Origin of the sequence: Aquitalea pelogenes, from assembly GCF_001515305.1 — a bacterium.
GTDB lineage: Bacteria > Pseudomonadota > Gammaproteobacteria > Burkholderiales > Chromobacteriaceae > Aquitalea > Aquitalea pelogenes.
The window spans coordinates 19,753-38,765 of record NZ_LNQV01000040.1 but is presented as its reverse complement, the minus strand read 5'-3'; the positions used below and the strand labels follow the sequence as shown (position 1 = coordinate 38,765).

Genomic DNA, 19,013 nt, shown 5'->3' with positions numbered 1-19,013 from the left:
AGCATGGGCTCCGAGGCGCTGGCCGCCCAGCTGCGCACGCAACTGGGGGTGGACGACCACGGCCACACGGCGGACGGCCAGCTGGAATTGCGCCCGGTGTATTGCCTGGGGGCCTGTGCCTGTGCCCCAGCCTTGCAGCTGGATGGCCAGCTGCACGCGCGCGTCACGCCGGAAAAACTCAGCGCCCTGCTGGCATCCTGTAGCAAGGAGGCAAAATGCTGACCCTGTATATCCCGATGGATTCGGTAGCCTGCGCCGTGGGTGCGGATGCCGTGGCGGCTGCGTTCGCCGCCGAAGCCGCACGCCGTAATCTGGACATCAATATCGTGCGCACCAGCTCGCGCGGCCTGTTCTGGCTGGAGCCGCTGGTGGAAGTGGACACTCCGCAAGGCCGTGCCGGTTACCGTGAAGTTAGCCCGGATGACGTGGCCAGCCTGCTGGATGTGGACCTGGCTGCCAATGGCGATCATTTGTTGTCGGTGGGGCTGGTGGAACAGCTGCCCTATCTGAAAACCCAGCAGCGCCTGCTGTTTGCCCGCGCCGGCATCACCAGCCCGCTGTCGCTGGAACATTATCTGGCTCACGGTGGTTATCAGGGGCTGGAGCACGCGGCGCGGCTGAGTCACGACGAAATCGTGGCCGAGGTGCTGGAATCCGGCTTGCGTGGCCGTGGTGGCGCAGCCTTCCCGGCGGGTATCAAGTGGCGCACCGTGCGTCAGGCGCAGGCCGAACAGAAATACGTGGTGTGCAATGCCGACGAGGGCGATTCCGGCAGCTTTGCCGACCGCATGCTGATGGAGGGCGACCCCTTCCTGCTGATTGAAGGCATGACCATTGCCGGCCTGGCGGTGGGTGCCAGCCGTGGCTATATCTATGTGCGCTCCGAATACGCGCCGGCCATTGCCGTGCTGCGTCAGGCCATCGACATTGCCCGCGCCCATGGCTATCTGGGTGAGGATGTGGCCCACGGCGGCCATGAATTTGATATCGAAGTACGCGAAGGGGCCGGGGCTTATATCTGCGGCGAGGAAACCTCGCTGCTGGAGTCGGTGGAAGGCCGCCGTGGCACGGTACGCGCCAAGCCGCCACTGCCCGCCTTGCACGGCTTGTTCGGCCAGCCCACCCTGGTGCACAACGTGCTGTCGCTGGCTTCGGTGCCGCTGATTCTGTCACGCGGGGCTGCGTGGTATCGCAATTTCGGCATGGGCCGCTCGCTGGGCACCATGGCTTTCCAGTTGGCGGGCAATGTACGGCGTGGCGGGCTGGTGGAGCGCGCTTTTGGTTTGACTCTGCGCGAGCTGGTGCACGACTACGGTGGCGGTACTGCCAGCGGCAAGCCGGTAAAAGCGGTGCAACTGGGCGGCCCGCTGGGCGCGTGGATTCCACCGTCGCAGTTTGATACCCCGCTGGATTACGAAGCACTGGCCGCCATTGGCGCCATGCTGGGCCACGGTGGTGCGGTGCTGTGCGATGACAGCCTGCACCTGGGCCAGATGGCACGCTTTGCCATGCAGTTCTGTGCCGAGGAATCCTGCGGCAAATGCACGCCCTGTCGCATCGGCTCCACCCGTGGGGTGGAAGTCATCGAGCGGCTGCTGGCGGCACCGGATGCTGCCGAGCGAGAACGCCAGCGCGCGCTGCTGGATGATCTGTGCGACACCATGCAATACGGCTCCTTGTGCGCGCTGGGCGGCATGACCCCCTTCCCCGTGCAAAGTGCCATGCGTCATTTCCCGGCCGATTTCGGGCTGGACACTCAGGAGCAAGCACGATGAGCTGCCAATGCGGAGCAGGTGCATCCTGCAACAAGGACATGGGCACGCCGGCCCGCCCCGGCGAGGCCAGCATCACCCTTACCATCGACGGCCAGAACATCAGCGTGCCGCCGGGTACTTCTGTCATGCACGCGGCGGCGCTGCTGGACACCGCCATCCCCAAGCTGTGCGCCACCGACAGCCTGGAGCCGTTTGGTTCCTGCCGCATGTGCATGGTGGAAATCGACGGCCATCGCGGCTATCCGGCTTCCTGTACCACACCGGTATCGCCCGGCATGGTGGTGCGCACCCAGAGCGAAAAGCTGGCCAGGCTGCGTCGTGGCGTGATGGAGCTGTATATCTCCGACCACCCGCTCGATTGCCTTACCTGCAGTGCCAATGGCAATTGCGAGTTGCAAACCGTGGCCGGGCAGGTGGGCCTGCGCGAAGTGCGCTATGGCATGGACGGGGCCAACCATCTGCAGGACAAGAAAGACGTTTCCAATCCTTATTTTGATTACGACCCGTCCAAGTGCATCGTGTGCAACCGTTGCGTCCGCGCCTGTGAAGAAACCCAGGGCACTTTTGCGCTGACCATTGCCGGACGCGGTTTCGAATCCCGCGTCAGCCCGGCGGGCGGAGCGGATTTTCTTGGCTCGGAGTGCGTGTCCTGCGGGGCCTGCGTGCAGGCCTGTCCCACCGCCACGCTGATGGAAAAGAGTGTCATCCAGTGGGGCCAGCCGGAGCGCAGCGTCATCACCACCTGCGCCTATTGCGGCGTGGGCTGCTCCTTCCGTGCCGAACTCAAGGGCAATCAGTTGGTGCGCATGGTGCCGGACAAGAACGGCCAGGCCAACCATGGCCACTCCTGCGTCAAGGGACGCTTTGCCTGGGGCTATGCCACCCACCCGGACCGCATCACCAAGCCGATGATACGCAGCAGCATCGACGAGCCGTGGCAGGAAGTCAGCTGGGAAGTGGCGCTCAATCACGCTGCCAGCGAATTCCGCCGCATCCAGCAAAAATATGGCCGCGACGCGGTGGGCGGCATCACCTCCAGCCGCTGCACCAATGAAGAAACCTATCTGGTGCAAAAGCTGGTGCGTGCCGCCTTTGGCAATAACAACGTCGACACCTGCGCCCGCGTCTGCCATTCGCCCACCGGCTATGGCCTGAAACAGACGCTGGGTGAATCTGCCGGCACCCAGAGCTTCGACTCGGTGATGCAGGCCGATGTGGTGCTGGTGATCGGGGCCAACCCCAGCGATGCCCATCCGGTATTTGCCTCCCAGCTCAAGCGCCGCCTGCGCCAGGGCGCGCAGCTGATTGTCATCGATCCGCGCCGTATCGATCTGGTGGACGCCATCCACGCCCGCGCTGCCCATCATCTGGCGCTGCGCCCCGGCACCAATGTGGCCATGCTCAATGCCTTGGCCCATGTCATCGTCACCGAAGGGCTGCTGGACGAGGACTTTGTCGCCGCCCGTTGCGATAGCGCAGCCTTTGGCCACTGGCGGCACTTTGTCGCCCAGCCGGAACACGCACCGGAAGCCATGGCCGAAGTATGCGGCGTGGCGGCGGACGACATCCGCGCCGCCGCCCGGCTGTATGCCAGCGCTGGCAATGCCGCCATCTATTACGGCCTGGGGGTGACCGAACACAGCCAGGGCAGCACTTCGGTGATGGCGATTGCCAACCTGGCCATGGCCACCGGCAATATCGGCCGCGAAGGCGTGGGGGTGAACCCGCTGCGCGGCCAGAACAATGTGCAAGGCTCCTGCGACATGGGCAGCTTCCCGCACGAATTCCCCGGCTACCGCCATGTGTCGGACGACGTGGTGCGCGCCGAATTCGAACAGGCCTGGGGCGTGTCGCTGCATAACGAACCCGGCCTGCGCATTCCCAATATGTTCGAGGCCGCGCTGGATGGCAGCTTCAAGGCGCTGTACTGCCAGGGCGAGGACATCGCGCAGAGCGACCCCAACACCCAACATGTCACCGCCGCGCTGTCGGCCATGGAGTGCGTGGTGGTGCAGGATATCTTCCTGAATGAAACCGCCAAGTTCGCCCATGTGTTCTTGCCGGGCAGCTCCTTCCTGGAGAAGGACGGCACCTTCACCAATGCCGAGCGCCGCATCTCGCGCGTGCGCAAGGTGATGGACCCGCTGGGCGGCAAGGCCGACTGGGAAGTCACCGTGGCGCTGGCCCAGGCCTTGGGCTATGCCATGGACTACAGCCATCCGTCGGAAATCATGGATGAAATCGCCCGCCTGACGCCCACTTTCAACGGCGTCAGCTATGCCGCGCTGGACCGCCACGGCAGCCTGCAATGGCCATGCAATGCGGCAGCGCCGGATGGCACGGTCACCATGCATATCGGTGAATTCGTGCGTGGCAAGGGCCGCTTCATGATTACCCGCTATGTACCGACCGAAGAGCGCGTCAACGGCCGCTTCCCGCTGCTGCTCACCACCGGGCGCATCCTCAGCCAGTACAATGTCGGCGCGCAAACCCGCCGCACCGACAACGTGGCCTGGCACGAGGAAGACCGTCTGGAAATCCACCCGGCCGATGCCGAAAACCGTGGCATTGTCGATGGCGACTGGGTGGGCGTGGCCAGCCGTGCCGGTGAGACTGTGCTGCGCGCCAGGGTAAGCGAACGGGTGGCCGCCGGGGTGGTGTACACCACCTTCCACTTCCCGGAATCCGGGGCCAATGTCATCACCACGGATAATTCCGACTGGGCCACCAACTGCCCGGAATACAAGGTGACAGCGGTGGAAATCATCAAGGTCAACCAGCCGTCGGAATGGCAGCAACGCTACCGCCATTTCAGCCGTCAGCAACAGGAACTGCTGCGGCAAGGCCGTGGGGAGGAAGTGCAATGAACCCGTCACATCTGGTGAAGATGGCCAATCAGATCAGCGACTTCTTCAGCGCCGATTGCAGCGAGGAAGAAGCCGCGGCGGAAATCGCCAGCCATCTGCAACGCTTCTGGGCCCCGGCCATGCGCCAGCGGCTGGCCCAGGCGGTGGAGCAGGGCGAAGCAGCCGACCTGCGCCCGGCGGCCTGCCTGGCCGTGCGCAAGTTGTCATTGCCGGCAGCACAACACTGATGGCAAGGGATGCGTGGCAGCAGGCTGCGCATCCCGTCCTCATTGCTTTTTAACCTTCCTTGCGGTTTTCCGTCCGCGTTGCCATGCCGCCACCGGCCCAACTTCGCATTACTCCGTCGCTTTACAAAACTTGTCATTCCCCCGTGCTGCAGTATGCTGGGGGAACAGACTGCCCCTCACGCAGACAGCGATGAATTTTCATATTGTTTGCGTAAGCTAAGGCGGCACAGGACGGGACACAATGCCATCATCCAGTATTTCCAGGTTTTTCTCTTGCCGGCACGCATGGTGCAAGCGGCTATTGGCGCTCAGCTGCCTGTTGGGGAGCATACCGGCCCAGGCGGCCGATAATGTCATTCGCTATTACCCCAGCGGCAGCATTTACACCTACCGCTGGGCCTTGCTCAAGCTGGCGCTGGATCATGTGGAAAAGCTGGATCACCGCCACTACGCGCTGGTACCGCTCAAGGACAATGTGACGCAATGGCGTGCCGAACAGCTATTGAGTTCCGGCAAGGTGGATGTGGTGGCCTTCGCTCCGAATGCACAGCGGGAAAAGCTGCTGCAGCCGGTGCGCATGGACATCCTCAAGGGCATCATCGGTTACCGGGTGTTTTTTGTGCGCAAGGAAGATGCTGCCCGCATTGCCGGCATGAACGCACAGCAGTTCCGTAGCAGTGTCCGGCTGGGCCTTAACAGCCAGTGGGCCGACTATCCCATCATGAAGAACAACGGTTACGACATGCTGGCATCCATTGGCTATGAAAGCCTGTTCGAGATGCTGGCGGCCGGCCGTTTTGATGCCCTTCCACGCGGGTTGAACGAGGTGGGCAGCGAAATGCAGGAACAGCTGCCGCGCTACCCCGGACTGACACTGGAGAAAACCAAGGCCATCTATTTTCCTTTCCCGGTGTACTTCTGGGTCAGCAAGGAAAACACAGCCTTGGCCAAACGCGTATTGCAGGGTCTTAAACTGGCCGAGCGCGATGGCAGTTTCAAGGCGCTATTCCTGCGTCACCATGCCGAAGCCATCCAGCTGCTGGCCACCAATGGCTGGCAAACCACGCAAATCAGCAATACCGAATTACCGCCCGGCAATGTGAAGCCGGATACCAGCTGGTGGTGGAAGCGGCGTTAAGACAAGTCCTGCTCAGCCATGCCAATCATTGAAATAAGCACCATTTACCATAAGAGGTGTGGTGCATTTTTCATGTTCATGTAGATGTATAAGTCAAAGAAACGCCAGCGGAAAAGTCAATACTGTTTTCTACGTCACATGACAAGCGGTGCAATGCCGGAAGGTGCGCGAGTCTTTATTGATAAGACATGGTGAAAGTGGCTACTGCCTTGAGTGTGCCCACCGTAACCGCTGCAGTTCTGATGTAATTGGCAGTAAAGGGAATAGTCCGGCTGCCTGTTATATTGCTGCCAATCAGAAACTGATTGGTATTCCCCGCCATGCTGGAGTCAGCGCCCAGGGAAACAGGCACACCATTCTGCCGGACTTGTATTCCCAATCCTTGCGCTGTCGAACCGCTGGCTGCAGTAATGATGTTTGATGTAGAGGCAGGATTGCTATTGTCCGTCATGGTCATATAGACATTCACCGCGCTGGGGCAGGTAATGACGATATTGAATGGCGTGCTGCCTGCCGTGCTGCCAGTGCTGGAAAATTGGGATGGCAAAACACTGGGTAATTGAACGGAAATATTGACAGTATTTACACTGCAGCTGACGGTTTGCACTCTCAGTGTGCTAGCGGATAAATATACATCCTGTTGGAGTGAAGTGTTCAGGGTGCTATCCCTTGCTTGTGATATCTGCATTTGGGGAATTGTTGTTACCCCGGGGAGTATAGCGCTGTACCGAATAAGACGAATGCGATATAGAGAGCTGTAATCTCCAGCGGTACTTATTTTTTGTGTGGTCACAGGTATACGATAACGTAATGGCGTAGGTATGGATGTGGGGTCCGTGGAATTTTGAACTGATAGGATAAATCCAATTCCATTGGCGTATGAGTAAATGTCATAAATAATTCCATTGTCATTGTATGTTGCGCCGACCGGAGAATAGCTTGATATTGCATAGTAATAAATCAAGTTGTTTATTACGCATCCGGTAAAGGTGGGTGTATTCAGGCTTATCCAGTTGCTTATTGGAGTGATCAAGGGTGCGTTGGTAGGTATGGTGGCAATGTTAATGGTTGCAGGTAGGTTGATTGTGACCGGGTTTATGGCAGTTCTAGAACAAGATCCAGCCTGTGCATTATTGTCGATAATAAAGAAAATTAATAGGGTGGATAGTAAGAAGTTTAATATCTGTAACTTGATTGGATGTTTTGGTTTGTTGCGTGTGGATGTCATAATTTATCCCGGTCTTTATGTGCTTTGCTATGCGTACGGTGATGTCGCGTAGGTATGCCGATTGGTGTGTCTGAAGTGGAACGCTCGCGTGAATGCACGGAATAGATTCAAAATCTAGCAATGGACTTTATTTTTTAGTTTAGGAAAATTCTCAAAACAAGTAAGAAATATATTTATCGTGTGTGAGAAGTGCAGCTTGCAGAGAGAAGCGGCGGTGCTGGTACGGGGGTGACTGCTGGTGGCTGGCCCGGCAGTGAATCGGATGGAGATTGCCCCGGCATGAGGATGGAGCCGAATGCAGCGGCTGGCTGCCAACGGCTGGCAAACCACACAAATCAGCAATACCGAATTACCGCCCGGTAATGTGAAGCCGGATACCAGCTGGTGGTGGAAGCGGCGCTGAACCGGTTTCAGGCACGCCGCCAGTTATCCGCCAAATGAGGCCCGTAAGGGCCTCTTTGATATTGGGTATTGCATTTCTTCCGGGTATCGGGAGAGTAGTAAATCACGCTGCTTATTGATAGCTCATGGTAAAGGTGGCACGGCCGGTGACAGTGCCGGGGGTAACGGCGCTGCCGGTCTGGATGTAACGCACACCCAGCGGAATCAAATAGCTGCTGATCCCTTGTGAAATATTAGCCACCTGCCATTGATTGGTATTGCCGGGCGCATTGGAATCCGGCCCATAGCCAATTGGCGTACCATTATTCAGAATCTGTAAGCCAAGGCCAGTCGCCGCGCCAGTACCACCCGCCAGTGTCAGGGTGGTGCTGGTATTACCCGGCTGATTATTATCGGTAAAGGTAATATAAGTATTGCTGCTGGTGCCGCTATTGCCACCAGAGCAAGACAGGCCGATCTGGAAATTCTGCGTGGCAGATACAGACCCTACCCCCTTGAAGCTGCTGCTCAACATATTATTGAGTGGCACGGTAATGGACGGGGTGCTGACTGCACAGGTGGGGACTGAGCTGAATGAGAATTGCGTTGTGATATTAGATGAAAAAGAATAATCTGTGTTGCTACTGCCAGCTGTGTAGTAGGCGGCTATATATACGACGGGTATTTGTAAAGTACCAGAGCTTGGTATATTATCGGAAAGTTTATAAAAAATGTAATGATAATATGCATGAGACATTCCGGTTAATTTTATTTTGCTGATATCGCATACGAATACCCTGGTATAAAAAGTTGTGTTGTTGATCCAATAAGTGCCATTGGGTGGGCAAAAATCAATTTGCTCAATCCCAACTGCGACACCAATGCCGGGAATGGATGTTGGTACGACAGTTTTGTCGCCAATTTTTATGGCTGAACTTGAGGTGATGGAATAGCTTAATGCACTATTGTCGGGAATGCCGCTTGCTCGAAAACAAGATACCAGACCGCCATAGACAATAATTTCACTGCCAATCTGGCTATAGATCGGGGTGTTGCTTTTTATACTGAGTAATCTATTGAGGTTTGTGTTGGTGAATGAGCCACCTTCAATATTGGGAGAATTGCATGGGCCATTTAGTGCTTGTGCTGCTGTAGAGTAAATTAGCACCAGCAGAGCAAATGCAAGGTAAGGGAGAACATTTTTCGCAGTAATGCCGATATGTCTTTTGCGATCTACTAAATTCATTTTTAATACTCTCATCAACGTATGCTGCATCAGGCAAATATGGTTTCGCCGTAATGGCTGGGCTAGTGCAGGGCAACTTGCGGTATCTGGACAGCCACCAGGCGGCTGAGCGGTACAAAGCGAATTTGCAGCATAGCTACGGAATGTATTTTTTATTCTAGGAATATTCTCAAGATATTCATGAAAAATCCGCAGCAAACGGGAGGGTACTGGCGACTGCAGAATGCGCCGCCGCTGTGGGTAGATGCTGCGCAGAGGGCAGAAGAGGATGGGGCAGGCCTCACTTGCAGATCCTCCTTCATCCGCAGGGCCATGACTGTGTGTTTCCAGTCAAATTCGCAGCCAGCAAGCCATTGCCTGATTCGTGCTGCGGGGCCGCTAGCAGGCCGAGCGTGTCGGCAGTTTCACGGCCTTATGCCCACACCATCCGCCAAGAAAGGCTGCTGAAGGCCGCTGCGGTACCGGCGTACTGTTGTGCAGTTCGTACCGGATAGGCGCCAGTCCCGTCATTGATAGCTCATGGTAAAGGTGGCACGGCCGGTGACGGTGCCGGGAGTAACGGGGCTGCTGGTCTGGATGTAACGCACACCCAGCGGAATCAAATAGCTGCTGACCCCTTGTGCAATATTGGCAACTTTCCATTGGTTGGTATTGCCGGGCGCATTGGAATCCGGCCCATAGCCAATTGGCGTACCATTATTCAGAATCTGCAAGCCAAGGCCAGTCGCCGCGCCAGTACCACCCGCCAGTGTCAGGGTGGTGCTGGTATTACCGGGCTGGTTATTATCGGTAAAGGTAATATAAGTATTAGTGCTGGTGCCGCTACTGCCACCAGCGCAAGACAGGCCGATCTGGAAATTCTGCGTGGCAGATACAGACCCTACCCCCTTGAAGCTGCTGCTCAGCATATTATTGAGTGGCACCGTAATGGACGGGGTGCTGACTGTACAGGTGGGAATAGTTGGTGTTATGGATATTGGTGTCCCCCAAGATATCGCATTCAATAGTTCTCCTGATGTGGAAGAATTGCGGATTTCCATAAATCTATCCATTAAGTAACCTGTAGTAGTAATATTGCCAGTTTTTATCAGCTCAATGAATATAGAAAATGATGACAACTGATCGCGAACCTCGCCAGCTCTGAAAGTACTACCAATAGTAGGTAGGTATTTTCCATTGTTTAGCGTTAATCGTAGACCTAGTCCAGAAATTCCTGTTGGATAGATATTTTGGTTGTCCGTTCCGATTCCTATATAGTAAGTAGACCATGGGGATGTACATGTTATTCTGTTGGTTCCGCTACCATTGTTTAAGGTTAAAGTTGTATTTTTGGAATAAATGACTTGGTTTATTGTGTAGTTTGAAGGATTAAAAGGGGGTGGATTGAATCCACTTGCTATGTAGGTGTAGTAGTTTAGTCCATTTGTTGAGTCTAAAGCCGAGCAAGTAGCTAATGTGGTTTGGGCAGAGCAAAACAAAACAAGTACAAGTAAAATTCTAGTAAGTGCATTTTTTAAAATGGATGAGCTTTGCTTTTTCTGTGCTGCTGAGTACATCCTGGGTATTCCTTTATCAAATGATGCTTCATGCGAACAGGAGCATTTCCAGTACTGTATAGTGTATTGTGCTATTTATTGTCAGGGGAGTTTCTGCACGCGAGTAATTCAAGATAGTGCTGTATGCTATGATCTCACTGTCATTGATAGCTCATGGTAAAGGTGGCACGGCCGGTGACTGCGCCGGGGGTAACGGCGCTGCCGGTCTGGATGTAACGCACACCCAGCGGAATCAAATAGCTGCTAACCCCTTGTGAAATATTAGCCACCTGCCATTGATTGGTATTGCCGGGTGCATTGGAATCCGGCCCATAGCCAATTGGCGTGCCGTTATTCAGAATCTGCAAGCCAAGGCCAGTCGCCGCGCCAGTACCACCCGCCAGTGTCAGGGTGGTGCTGGTATTGCCAGGCTGGTTATTATCGGTAAAGGTAATATAAGTATTGCTGCTGGTGCCGCTATTGCCACCAGAGCAAGACAGGCCGATCTGGAAATTCTGCGTGGCAGATACAGACCCCACCCCCTTGAAGCTGCTGCTCAGCATATTATTGAGTGGCACAGTAATGGACGGGGTGCTGACGGCACAGGTAGGGACTGTACTAAATGAGTATGTTGTAGTGACTGTAGTGCTTTCACTATAATCTATGTTGCTGTAAATGTTGCCATTGATAAAGTAGACCATTATGTCCAGCCGAGGTAATTTTAATGTGCCGGAGCTTGGGGTGTCATTAGAGAGTTTGTAAAAAATATAATGATAGTTTCCGATAGAACTTGCTGCTGGATAAGTATTGCCAATATTGCATACGAATGTAGGTTGGCTCATGCTTGAACTGCTGATCCAGACGGTTCCGACACTTGGACATGCGAATGGCTCAATGCCTATAGCTACACCAATGCTTGGTGTTAATGTTGGAATCACTGTTTTATTATTAATTGTTATAGTCGGTGGTGATGATGCTAGTACATAGGATAGCCCAGTGTCGGCTGGTAATTTTGTATTTGAGTTTGTATTAAGTTGGCAACCAAAAAGAGGGGCTGAAATAATAACTTCATTACCTATCTGACTATTGATCGGGGTGTTATTCTTGATGTTGAGTAATGTGTTTAGGGATCTTGGTCCAACCTCAGGCCTAGCCGTAAGTTGGCATGGGCCATTCAATGCCTGTGCTGCTGTAGAATAAAATAGCACCAATAGAGAAAATACAAGGTAAGGTAGAACATTCTTCGCAGTAATGCCGCTATGTCTTTTGCGATCTACTAAATTCATTTTTAATACTCTCATCAACGTATGCTGCATCTGGCAAATATGGTTTCGCCGTAATGGCTGGGCTAGTGCAGGGCAACTTGCGGTATCTGGACAGCCACCAGGCGGCTGAGCGGTACAAAGCGAATTTGCAGCATAGCTACGGAATGTATTTTTTATTCTAGGAATATTCTCAAGATATTCATGAAAAATCCGCAGCAAACGGGAGGGTACTGGCGACTGCAGAATGTGCCGCCGCTGTGGGTAGATGCCGCGCAGAGGGCAGAAGAGGATGGGGCAGGCCTCACTTACAGATCCTCCTTCATCCGCAGGGCCATGACTGTGTGTTTCCAGTCAATTTCCCAGCCAGCAAGCCATTGCCTGATTCGTGCTGCAGGGCCGCTAGCAGGCCGAGCGTGTCGGCAGTTTCACGGCCTTATACCGACACCATCCGCCAAGAAAGGCTGGTGAAGGCCGCTGCGGTACCGGCGCACGGTTGTGCAGTTCGTACCGGATAGGCGCCAGTCCCGTCATTGATAGCTCATGGTAAAGGTGGCACGCCCGGTGACAGTACCTGGGGTAACGGTGCTGCCGGTCTGGATGTAACGTACACCCAGCGGAATCAAATAGCTGCTGACTCCTTGTGCAATATTGGCAACTTTCCATTGATTGGTATTGCCGGGTGCATTGGAATCCGGCCCATAGCCAATTGGCGTGCCGTTATTCAGAATCTGCAAGCCAAGGCCAGTCGCCGCGCCAGTACCACCCGCCAGTGTCAGGGTGGTGGAGGTATTACCCGGCTGGTTCAAGTCCGTGAAGGTGATATAGCTATTGGTACTGGTACCCATACTGCCACCCGTACATGCCAGGCCAATCTGGAATTGCCGCATGCCGAAGGTGGAGCCAATGCCCCTGAATGTTGTAGTGGATGGGTTCAATAAGGGGACGGTGATGTTTGGTGTGCTGACGGTACAAGTAGGTATCGTAGGCATTACAACAACGGGGCTGGCCCAGGAAATCTTGATCAGCCACGGACCGTTTGCCGTATTTGCCGTACTGCCACCAAACACGCCGCTGATACTGCCACTAGCCGATATTTCTCCAGTTTTAACTAGTTGTATTGTTATCCCGTAGTTAGGACCAAATGAAATGTATTGATTAGCCGGCTGTTGTCCTGTGCTCAGATAAGGCCAATATTGGGCTTCTTTGACGCGAAGGCCAAGTCCGTTGATAGATGTCGGATAAATGTTATTAATTGCTACGCCCATCGTTGATAGGTTGTACCAAATCCAAGATGCATCACATTTAAATTGAGGGGATGAGCCATTAAAGTTATTGATTATAACTGATCCGGTTGCGCTATAAATGATATCGCCGACTGCATAAGCATTTGGGTTGAATGCTGGCGGGGAAATTCCTGATAAGGTTGCAGTGTGATAATTTAATCCTGATGCGTTATTGGTCGCGCAGGTAATTGCATAGGCATTGTTGAGGAATGAAAAAAATATAAGGGCGGCTAGAGTGATATGTTTTTTCATATGCTGTTTGCCATGTGATTTATGTTGATTTGATTGTCCTGCCTGTGTTTTATTGCTGTGTGTTGTTATGTTCCGGATTGATTTTTACCGGATGTCTGGTGAATGCTATCAGTATATGCCATGTGTTTTATTGGGAAAATTCTTTGCTGCAATATGGACAATTCATAATTTTTTGAATGATGATATTGTCGGTAAGAGGAAAACGGTGGATGTGCTGGTGAAGTTGTTTGATTTTGCAATAAAAGAGATGGTTCGGGTGAGTTGGCTGTGATCGAATTAGTCCATTCGTGAGTCGCTTGAGTGCACTTTTGATAGGGCTTGCTTTCTTGCTGTGTTGTATAAATGCTGGGTGTCGTCCAGTAAGTTAATCTGTCGCCACTACAGCACGCGATACATGATCAGGCAAAAGTAAAAAAATATTGATGTATTGATAATGAATGGCAGCCATAACAGCCACTTGTTATTTATTTGAATGGGTCGCCATAGCATTAACAGAGCTAGTCCTGCTGCGATGATATCAAATACGGCCCAGCCATAATAAATGACTATCTCCAGGTATTTTTTGTAGTGATAATATTGAGGCGGATAAGAAAATTGCTCGAAGAGTAGAAAGACTCTATGGTAGTCTGGTGTTTCATTAAATGGTGATAATATATTATACAGTCCACCTGTTATCATAAGAAAAAGCAGATAAAGACTGAACAACAGTTTTAATCCATGCAGCAGGCTGGCTTTAATGCTATATGTATTTTTGATCATGGCCTAATTTTGTTCTAACCGGCTGCGGTGGTAGCCTTGTCCATCAGGTAGGTGCTTGTAACGCACTTCCAGCAACATATCCTTCCCATAGTGCTGGAAATATTCTGCAAAACTGTCCATGCTATTGGTCAAATCAACACACCCCGCTGACTCTGGAGATTTACCTCCATGAATGGCGAAGCCATGACGGCCATGGACATTAGTATGTGCCTGAGGAATCAATGTTATTCGTTGTTCACCCCATGCTGTCCTACATCCAGGCCATTTCCCCAGTTTCAACTGAAGCCAACCAGTAAAACAGATCAGGCGACTAAATGAGTCTGTTCCTTCCCAAGGATAAAACTCACTCTGTTTAAGCAGATAGCTGCCTTCAGGAATCGGTCCTTTATCCCTTAGGTTTTGAAACTTCGGCGACCAATAGCCTTCACGACCAGAATAAGCGGTCCATTTTCTTTCCTGACCGGCTTCTTGCCAAAACAGGATTTCACCATCGAACAACAAGCTGGCTTGCCTGCGCTGCCATTCCCTGAAATGTTCTTCCACCTTCATCAGGTCAAACAGTTCCTGATCGGTGAAACGGTAAGTATCACCATGCAGAGCATGCCGGGCCTGCTCGCGCAGTGTTCTCATAAAGTAATGATTATTACGCAAGCTATACACGTCCATCGACAGCCTCCTGATGCATGCCATGCGTGATCTATCAAAAGCAAAACACCGGCGAGTTGCCGGTGTTGGAGGTGATTCAATCAGCGCTGCGGCATGGCTTGGCGCGGGATGATGGCGCCGCTGTGGGCTATCACGGCGGCAGACAGGCGGTGGGCAAAACCTGCAGCCTGGGCGGGCGGATAGCCCAACACGCGGCTTGCCAGATAGCCTGCGGCGAAGGAGTCACCAGCGGCGGTGGTATCCACCACTTGTGGCACGGCAGTGGCGAACACTTCCTCGCGCAGGCCGGAACTGGCCAGCAGGCAGGGTTCGCCACCGCGCTTGATCACCACTTCCTTGCAGCCCAGCGCCAGCGTGCGTTCGGCGACGGCTTCTGCACTTTCCGGCCCGTAGAGCGCCTGTTCGTCATCCAGGGTCAGCAGGGCGACATCGGCCAGCGCCAGGATGGCTTCGTGACCGGCACGTGCCTGTGCCGTGTTCCACAGCGAGGGGCGGAAGTTGTTGTCAAACCAGATTTTGCCGCCATCGCGGGAGAAGTCGCGCAGGGCATCCAGCAGGCGTTGGCGTTCGTGCTGGTTGAACAGCGCCAGCGAAATGCCTGACAGGTAAATGGCCTGCAACTGTGCGGTGTGCAGCAGGCTGGCAAAGTCGATGCCAGAGGCAAAGTAATGGCGTGCGGCACTGTCGTTGCGCCAATAGAGGAAGCTGCGCTCGCCACGGGCATCGGTTTCTACCATATAGAGGCCGGGCAGCTTGCCCGGCTGGATGACGATATGGCTGACATCCACGCCTTCGGCTTGCCAGTCGGCCAACAGCTGGCGGCTGAGGCTGTCCTGCCCCATGCCGGTCAGATAGCGCACCTGATGGGGACTGCCGGCCAGCACGCGGGCCAGATAGATGGCGGTGTTCAGGGTGTCGCCGCCAAAACGGCGCTGTAGCGGCTGACCGCTCAGTTCGATCATGCCTTCACCAAGGCAGGCAATATGCATGGTGCTGTCTTTCCTGTGACGGGATGCGTGGCCGTTGTCATGCAGACAATGGCCAAGCGGGACCGGGTTCTGACTTAGGGTTTCTTGTAGGCGATGCAGTCCACTTCCACCTTGCAGTCAATCACCATGCTGGATTGAACGCAGGCGCGGGCGGGCGGATGTTCGCCAAAATACTGCAGGAATACCCGGTTGAACGAGGCAAAGTCACGGGTGTCATCCAGCCACACTCCGCAACGCACCACATGCTCAGGGCCATAACCGGCTTCCTTCAGTATGGCCATCACATTCTGGATGCACTGGTGTGACTGGGTGACAATGCCGCCTTCAATCACTTCGCCGTTCACCATCGGGGTCTGGCCGGATACATACAGCCAGCCGTCAGCGGCTTGTACCGCGCGGGCAAAGGGCATGGTCTGGCCACCGGTGCCACCGGCAATGCCATAGCGTTTCAGATCGCTCATGATGGGTTTCCTTGCATTCTTACAGTGTGGGAGTAACGGGAAAGGTGGTACGGATGTCACGGGTGCGCGGCAAAAAGCGCCCGGCCCGCGCGCCGGTAGGTGCCGTGTGCTGCCAGCTGAGCGTGCCATTTACCCAGACCGCGACAATGCCTTGTGCGGGCTGTACCGGTGAGTGGAAGCTGGCGGTGTCATGAATGGTGGCGGCATCAAACAGCACCAAGTCGGCCCAGTAACCAGGGCGGATCAGGCCGCGCTCATCCAGCGCAAAGCGGCTGGCCGACAGGCCGGTCATCTTGTGAATGGCGGTTTCCAGGCTGAACAGCTTGCGTTCACGGCAGTAGTGACCCAGTACGCGTGGGAACGCGCCCCACAAGCGCGGATGGGGGAGCGGGTCTTCCGGCAGACCGTCCGAGCCCACCATGGTGAGCGGGTGGCTGAGAATGCGCTCGACGTCTGCCGGGTCCATGCCGTGATACACCGCGCCTGCCGGTTGCAGCTTGCGCGCGGCATCCATCAAGGGCAGCTGCCATTGTTCAGCAATGGCTTGCAGGGTTTGGCCGGCCATTTCCGGATGCGGGGTGGACCAGGTGATGAAAATCTCGAAATCGCTGGTGACTTGTTTGAGGTCCAGCGTGGAGGAGCTGGCGGAGTAGGGGTAACAGTCACAGCCTACCTGCTGCTGGCGGGCAGCATTCTCCAGCGAAGCCAGCAGTTGCGGGCTGCGCCCCCAGTTGCCTTTGCCGGCGCATTTCATGTGCGACACGATGACCGGGCTGTTGGCATGTCGGCCTACTTGCCAGGCTTCGTCCATCGCTTCGAGCACGGGTTCGAACTCGCTGCGCAGGTGGGTGGTGTAAATCCCACCACTGTTATTGAGCTCCGCTGCCAGTTGTTCTACTTCGCTGCTGTCGGCACTGAAGGCTGATGCATAAGCCAGGCCCGTGCTTAGTCCCAGTGCGCCATCGCGCAGGCTTTCAGCCAGCTGTGCGCGCATGGCGATGATTTCGTCCGGGCTGGCGGTACGATCCAGCCGGTCCAGGTGATTGCTGCGCAAGGCGGTATGGCCCACCAGCGCGGCTACATTGACGGCGGGTTCGGCCTGCTCCACCGCAGCGCGGTAGTCGGCAAAACGCGGATAACGGAAAGCTTCCTGCGGGCCCAGCAGATTCATCGGGTCTGGCGGTTCGCCTTTCAGGCTGACGGGCGATGCACTGATGCCGCAGTTGCCGACAATCACGGTGGTGATGCCCTGGCTGAGCTTGGGCAGCATCTGTGGCTGGCGGATCACCATGGTGTCGTCATGGGTGTGGACGTCGATGAAGCCGGGTGCCAGTGTCAGGCCGCGGCCGTCGATTTCATGGATGGCAGTATGCTGACTGGCATCTCCAATCAGGCTGATACGTTGCTGGCTGATGCCCACATCACAACAGCGAGCCGGTGTGCCACTGCCATCGACCAGATTGACCTGGCGGATCAGGGTATCAAAAGTCTGCATGGGGTTTCTCCTGCGGGCTCACCGGTTGGCTGGCGGTTTTGCTGCCAACCGGTGCTAGACGAGGTTGCTCAGAGGACTTGGGCCAGCCCCAGGGTCAGCACAAAGGCAACCACGGAAATCAGGGTTTCCAGCACGGTCCAGGTTTTCAGGGTCTGCACCACGGTCATGTTGAAATACTCCTTCACCAGCCAGAAACCGCCATCGTTGACGTGGGACAGGATCAGCGACCCTGCACCGGTGGCCAGCACCAGCAGTTCCGGGTGCGGGTAGCCGCTGGCCATGGCGATGGGGGCGACAATGCCGGCAGCGGTGGTCATGGCCACGGTGGCCGAACCGGTTGCCACGCGCATCAGCACCGCCAGCAACCAGCCCAGCAGCAAGGGGGAGAGCTGGAATTCTGCCGACAAGGCGATGATTTCCTTGGTAACGCCGGTTTCAATCAGGATGCGGTTAAGGCCGCCACCGGCACCCACCAGCAAGGTGATGGCTGCGGTAGGGGCCAGGCATTCATTGGTGAATTTGAGAATGTCGTCACGGCTGAAGCCACGGGCCAGACCCAGCGTCCAGAAGCTCACCAGCGTGGCCAGCAGCAAGGCAATCACCGAGTTGCCGATGAATTGCAGCAGGCCGTTCATGGCACTGCCTTTTTCGGTCAGTACATTGGCCCAGCCGCCCAGCAGCATCAGGAATACCGGCAGCAAGATGGTGAAAATGGTGATGCCAAAACCCGGCAGCTCACGCGGGGCGGCTTCGCGCTCGGTAAATTGCAGTGCGATGGGGTTTTCCGCCGGCAGCTGGATATGCGGCGCAATGAACTTGGCAAACAGAGGGCCGGCAATGATGGCAGTGGGTACGCCGACGATGATGGCGTAGAACACCGTCTTGCCAACCTGTGCGCCATATTCGCCCACCGCCAGCATGGCGGCTGGGTGCGGTGGCACCAGCCCATGCACCACTGACAAACCGGCCACCATGGGCAGGCCGACCAGCAGCATGGAGACACCGGCCCGCTTGGCTACGGTGAAGGCAATCGGAATCAGCAGGACAAAGCCCACTTCAAAAAACAGCGGCAGGCCGCAGACAAAGGCGATGCACACCATGGCCCAGTGCGCGTTCTTTTCGCCGAATTTGTCGATCAGCGTCAGCGCAATGCGTTCGGCACCGCCGGATTCGGCCATCATCTTGCCCAGCATGGTGCCCAGTGCCACCACCAGCGCGATATGGCCCAGGGTTTTGCCTACCCCGGTTTCATAGGCGGCCATGATGTCCTTGGCCGGCATTTGTGCAGCCAGGGCCAGACCGATGGAAACCACGGTCAGCACAATGAACGGGTTGATGCGGTAGCGGGCGATCAGTACCACCAGCGCGATGATGGCGATGGCGGCATACAGCAGCAACTGGCTGCCCAGAACTGGGGTCATGTACTTCTCCTTAGTGGTGCAGGGG

General features: G+C 55.2%; 15 protein-coding genes. 5 read left to right on the top strand and 10 right to left on the bottom strand.

All coding sequences use genetic code 11. The features are described 5' to 3' along the window. The 5 genes from AWT75_RS15675 to AWT75_RS15655 all read left to right on the top strand — a co-directional run. On the top strand, positions 1 to 222 hold a 222-nt coding region (locus AWT75_RS15675; RefSeq protein ID WP_193394094.1), incomplete at its 5' end, for an NAD(P)H-dependent oxidoreductase subunit E. Next, the gene (locus AWT75_RS15670; RefSeq protein ID WP_062790288.1) at positions 216 to 1,775 is read left to right on the top strand and encodes an NADH-ubiquinone oxidoreductase-F iron-sulfur binding region domain-containing protein; all 1,560 of its coding nucleotides are present in this window, start codon (positions 216 to 218) and stop codon (positions 1,773 to 1,775) included. The genes AWT75_RS15675 and AWT75_RS15670, both read left to right, overlap by 7 nt. Beyond that, positions 1,772 to 4,642, top strand: coding sequence for a formate dehydrogenase subunit alpha (fdhF, locus tag AWT75_RS15665; protein WP_062790285.1), 2,871 nt, complete (start codon positions 1,772 to 1,774; stop codon positions 4,640 to 4,642). The genes AWT75_RS15670 and fdhF overlap by 4 nt, the downstream gene beginning before the upstream one ends. Further along, positions 4,639 to 4,869: a formate dehydrogenase subunit delta gene (locus tag AWT75_RS15660; RefSeq protein ID WP_062790282.1), complete on the top strand. Its 231-nt coding sequence runs from the start codon at positions 4,639 to 4,641 to the stop codon at positions 4,867 to 4,869. Before fdhF ends, AWT75_RS15660 begins: the two co-directional genes overlap by 4 nt. 319 nt (positions 4,870 to 5,188) lie before the next feature. Further along, entirely contained in the window at positions 5,189 to 6,007 is an 819-nt protein-coding gene (locus tag AWT75_RS15655; RefSeq protein WP_204377072.1) for a type 2 periplasmic-binding domain-containing protein, read from the top strand. A 175-nt stretch (positions 6,008 to 6,182) separates the two neighbouring features. Here the strand turns inward: AWT75_RS15655 and AWT75_RS20990 are convergent, their stop codons facing one another. The 10 genes from AWT75_RS20990 to AWT75_RS15590 all read right to left on the bottom strand — a co-directional run bounded on the left by AWT75_RS20990 (position 6,183) and on the right by AWT75_RS15590 (position 18,988). Beyond that, entirely contained in the window at positions 6,183 to 7,235 is a 1,053-nt protein-coding gene (locus tag AWT75_RS20990) for a fimbrial protein (RefSeq protein ID WP_082696151.1), read from the bottom strand. A gap of 514 nt (positions 7,236 to 7,749) precedes the next feature. Beyond that, positions 7,750 to 8,877: a fimbrial protein gene (locus AWT75_RS21365; protein ID WP_161937764.1), complete on the bottom strand. Its 1,128-nt coding sequence runs from the start codon at positions 8,875 to 8,877 to the stop codon at positions 7,750 to 7,752. A gap of 491 nt (positions 8,878 to 9,368) precedes the next feature. Next, a complete protein-coding gene (locus tag AWT75_RS20980; RefSeq protein WP_082696149.1) occupies positions 9,369 to 10,418 on the bottom strand; it encodes a fimbrial protein in 1,050 nt (349 codons plus the stop codon). Positions 10,419 to 10,558: 140 nt separating this feature from the next. Next, positions 10,559 to 11,698, bottom strand: coding sequence for a fimbrial protein (locus AWT75_RS21360; RefSeq protein WP_161937763.1), 1,140 nt, complete (start codon positions 11,696 to 11,698; stop codon positions 10,559 to 10,561). A gap of 491 nt (positions 11,699 to 12,189) precedes the next feature. Further along, positions 12,190 to 13,197, bottom strand: coding sequence for a fimbrial protein (locus AWT75_RS20975; RefSeq protein ID WP_082696147.1), 1,008 nt, complete (start codon positions 13,195 to 13,197; stop codon positions 12,190 to 12,192). A gap of 762 nt (positions 13,198 to 13,959) precedes the next feature. Continuing rightward, positions 13,960 to 14,622, bottom strand: a complete 663-nt coding sequence (locus AWT75_RS15610) for a tlde1 domain-containing protein (RefSeq protein WP_161937762.1) — start codon at positions 14,620 to 14,622, stop codon at positions 13,960 to 13,962. Positions 14,623 to 14,702: 80 nt separating this feature from the next. After that, positions 14,703 to 15,611 carry a sugar kinase gene (locus AWT75_RS15605; protein WP_062790258.1) on the bottom strand — a complete coding sequence of 303 codons (909 nt, stop codon included), beginning with the start codon at positions 15,609 to 15,611 and terminating at the stop codon, positions 14,703 to 14,705. A gap of 74 nt (positions 15,612 to 15,685) precedes the next feature. Next, positions 15,686 to 16,072, bottom strand: coding sequence for a RidA family protein (locus AWT75_RS15600; RefSeq protein ID WP_178972229.1), 387 nt, complete (start codon positions 16,070 to 16,072; stop codon positions 15,686 to 15,688). A gap of 19 nt (positions 16,073 to 16,091) precedes the next feature. After that, on the bottom strand, positions 16,092 to 17,567 hold the full coding sequence (locus AWT75_RS15595; RefSeq protein ID WP_062790255.1) for an N-acyl-D-amino-acid deacylase family protein: 1,476 nt from the start codon (positions 17,565 to 17,567) through the stop codon (positions 16,092 to 16,094). Between the two features lie 68 nt (positions 17,568 to 17,635). Next, the gene (locus AWT75_RS15590) at positions 17,636 to 18,988 is read right to left on the bottom strand and encodes a GntT/GntP/DsdX family permease (protein WP_045848190.1); all 1,353 of its coding nucleotides are present in this window, start codon (positions 18,986 to 18,988) and stop codon (positions 17,636 to 17,638) included. Between the last annotated feature and the right edge of the window lie 25 nt (positions 18,989 to 19,013).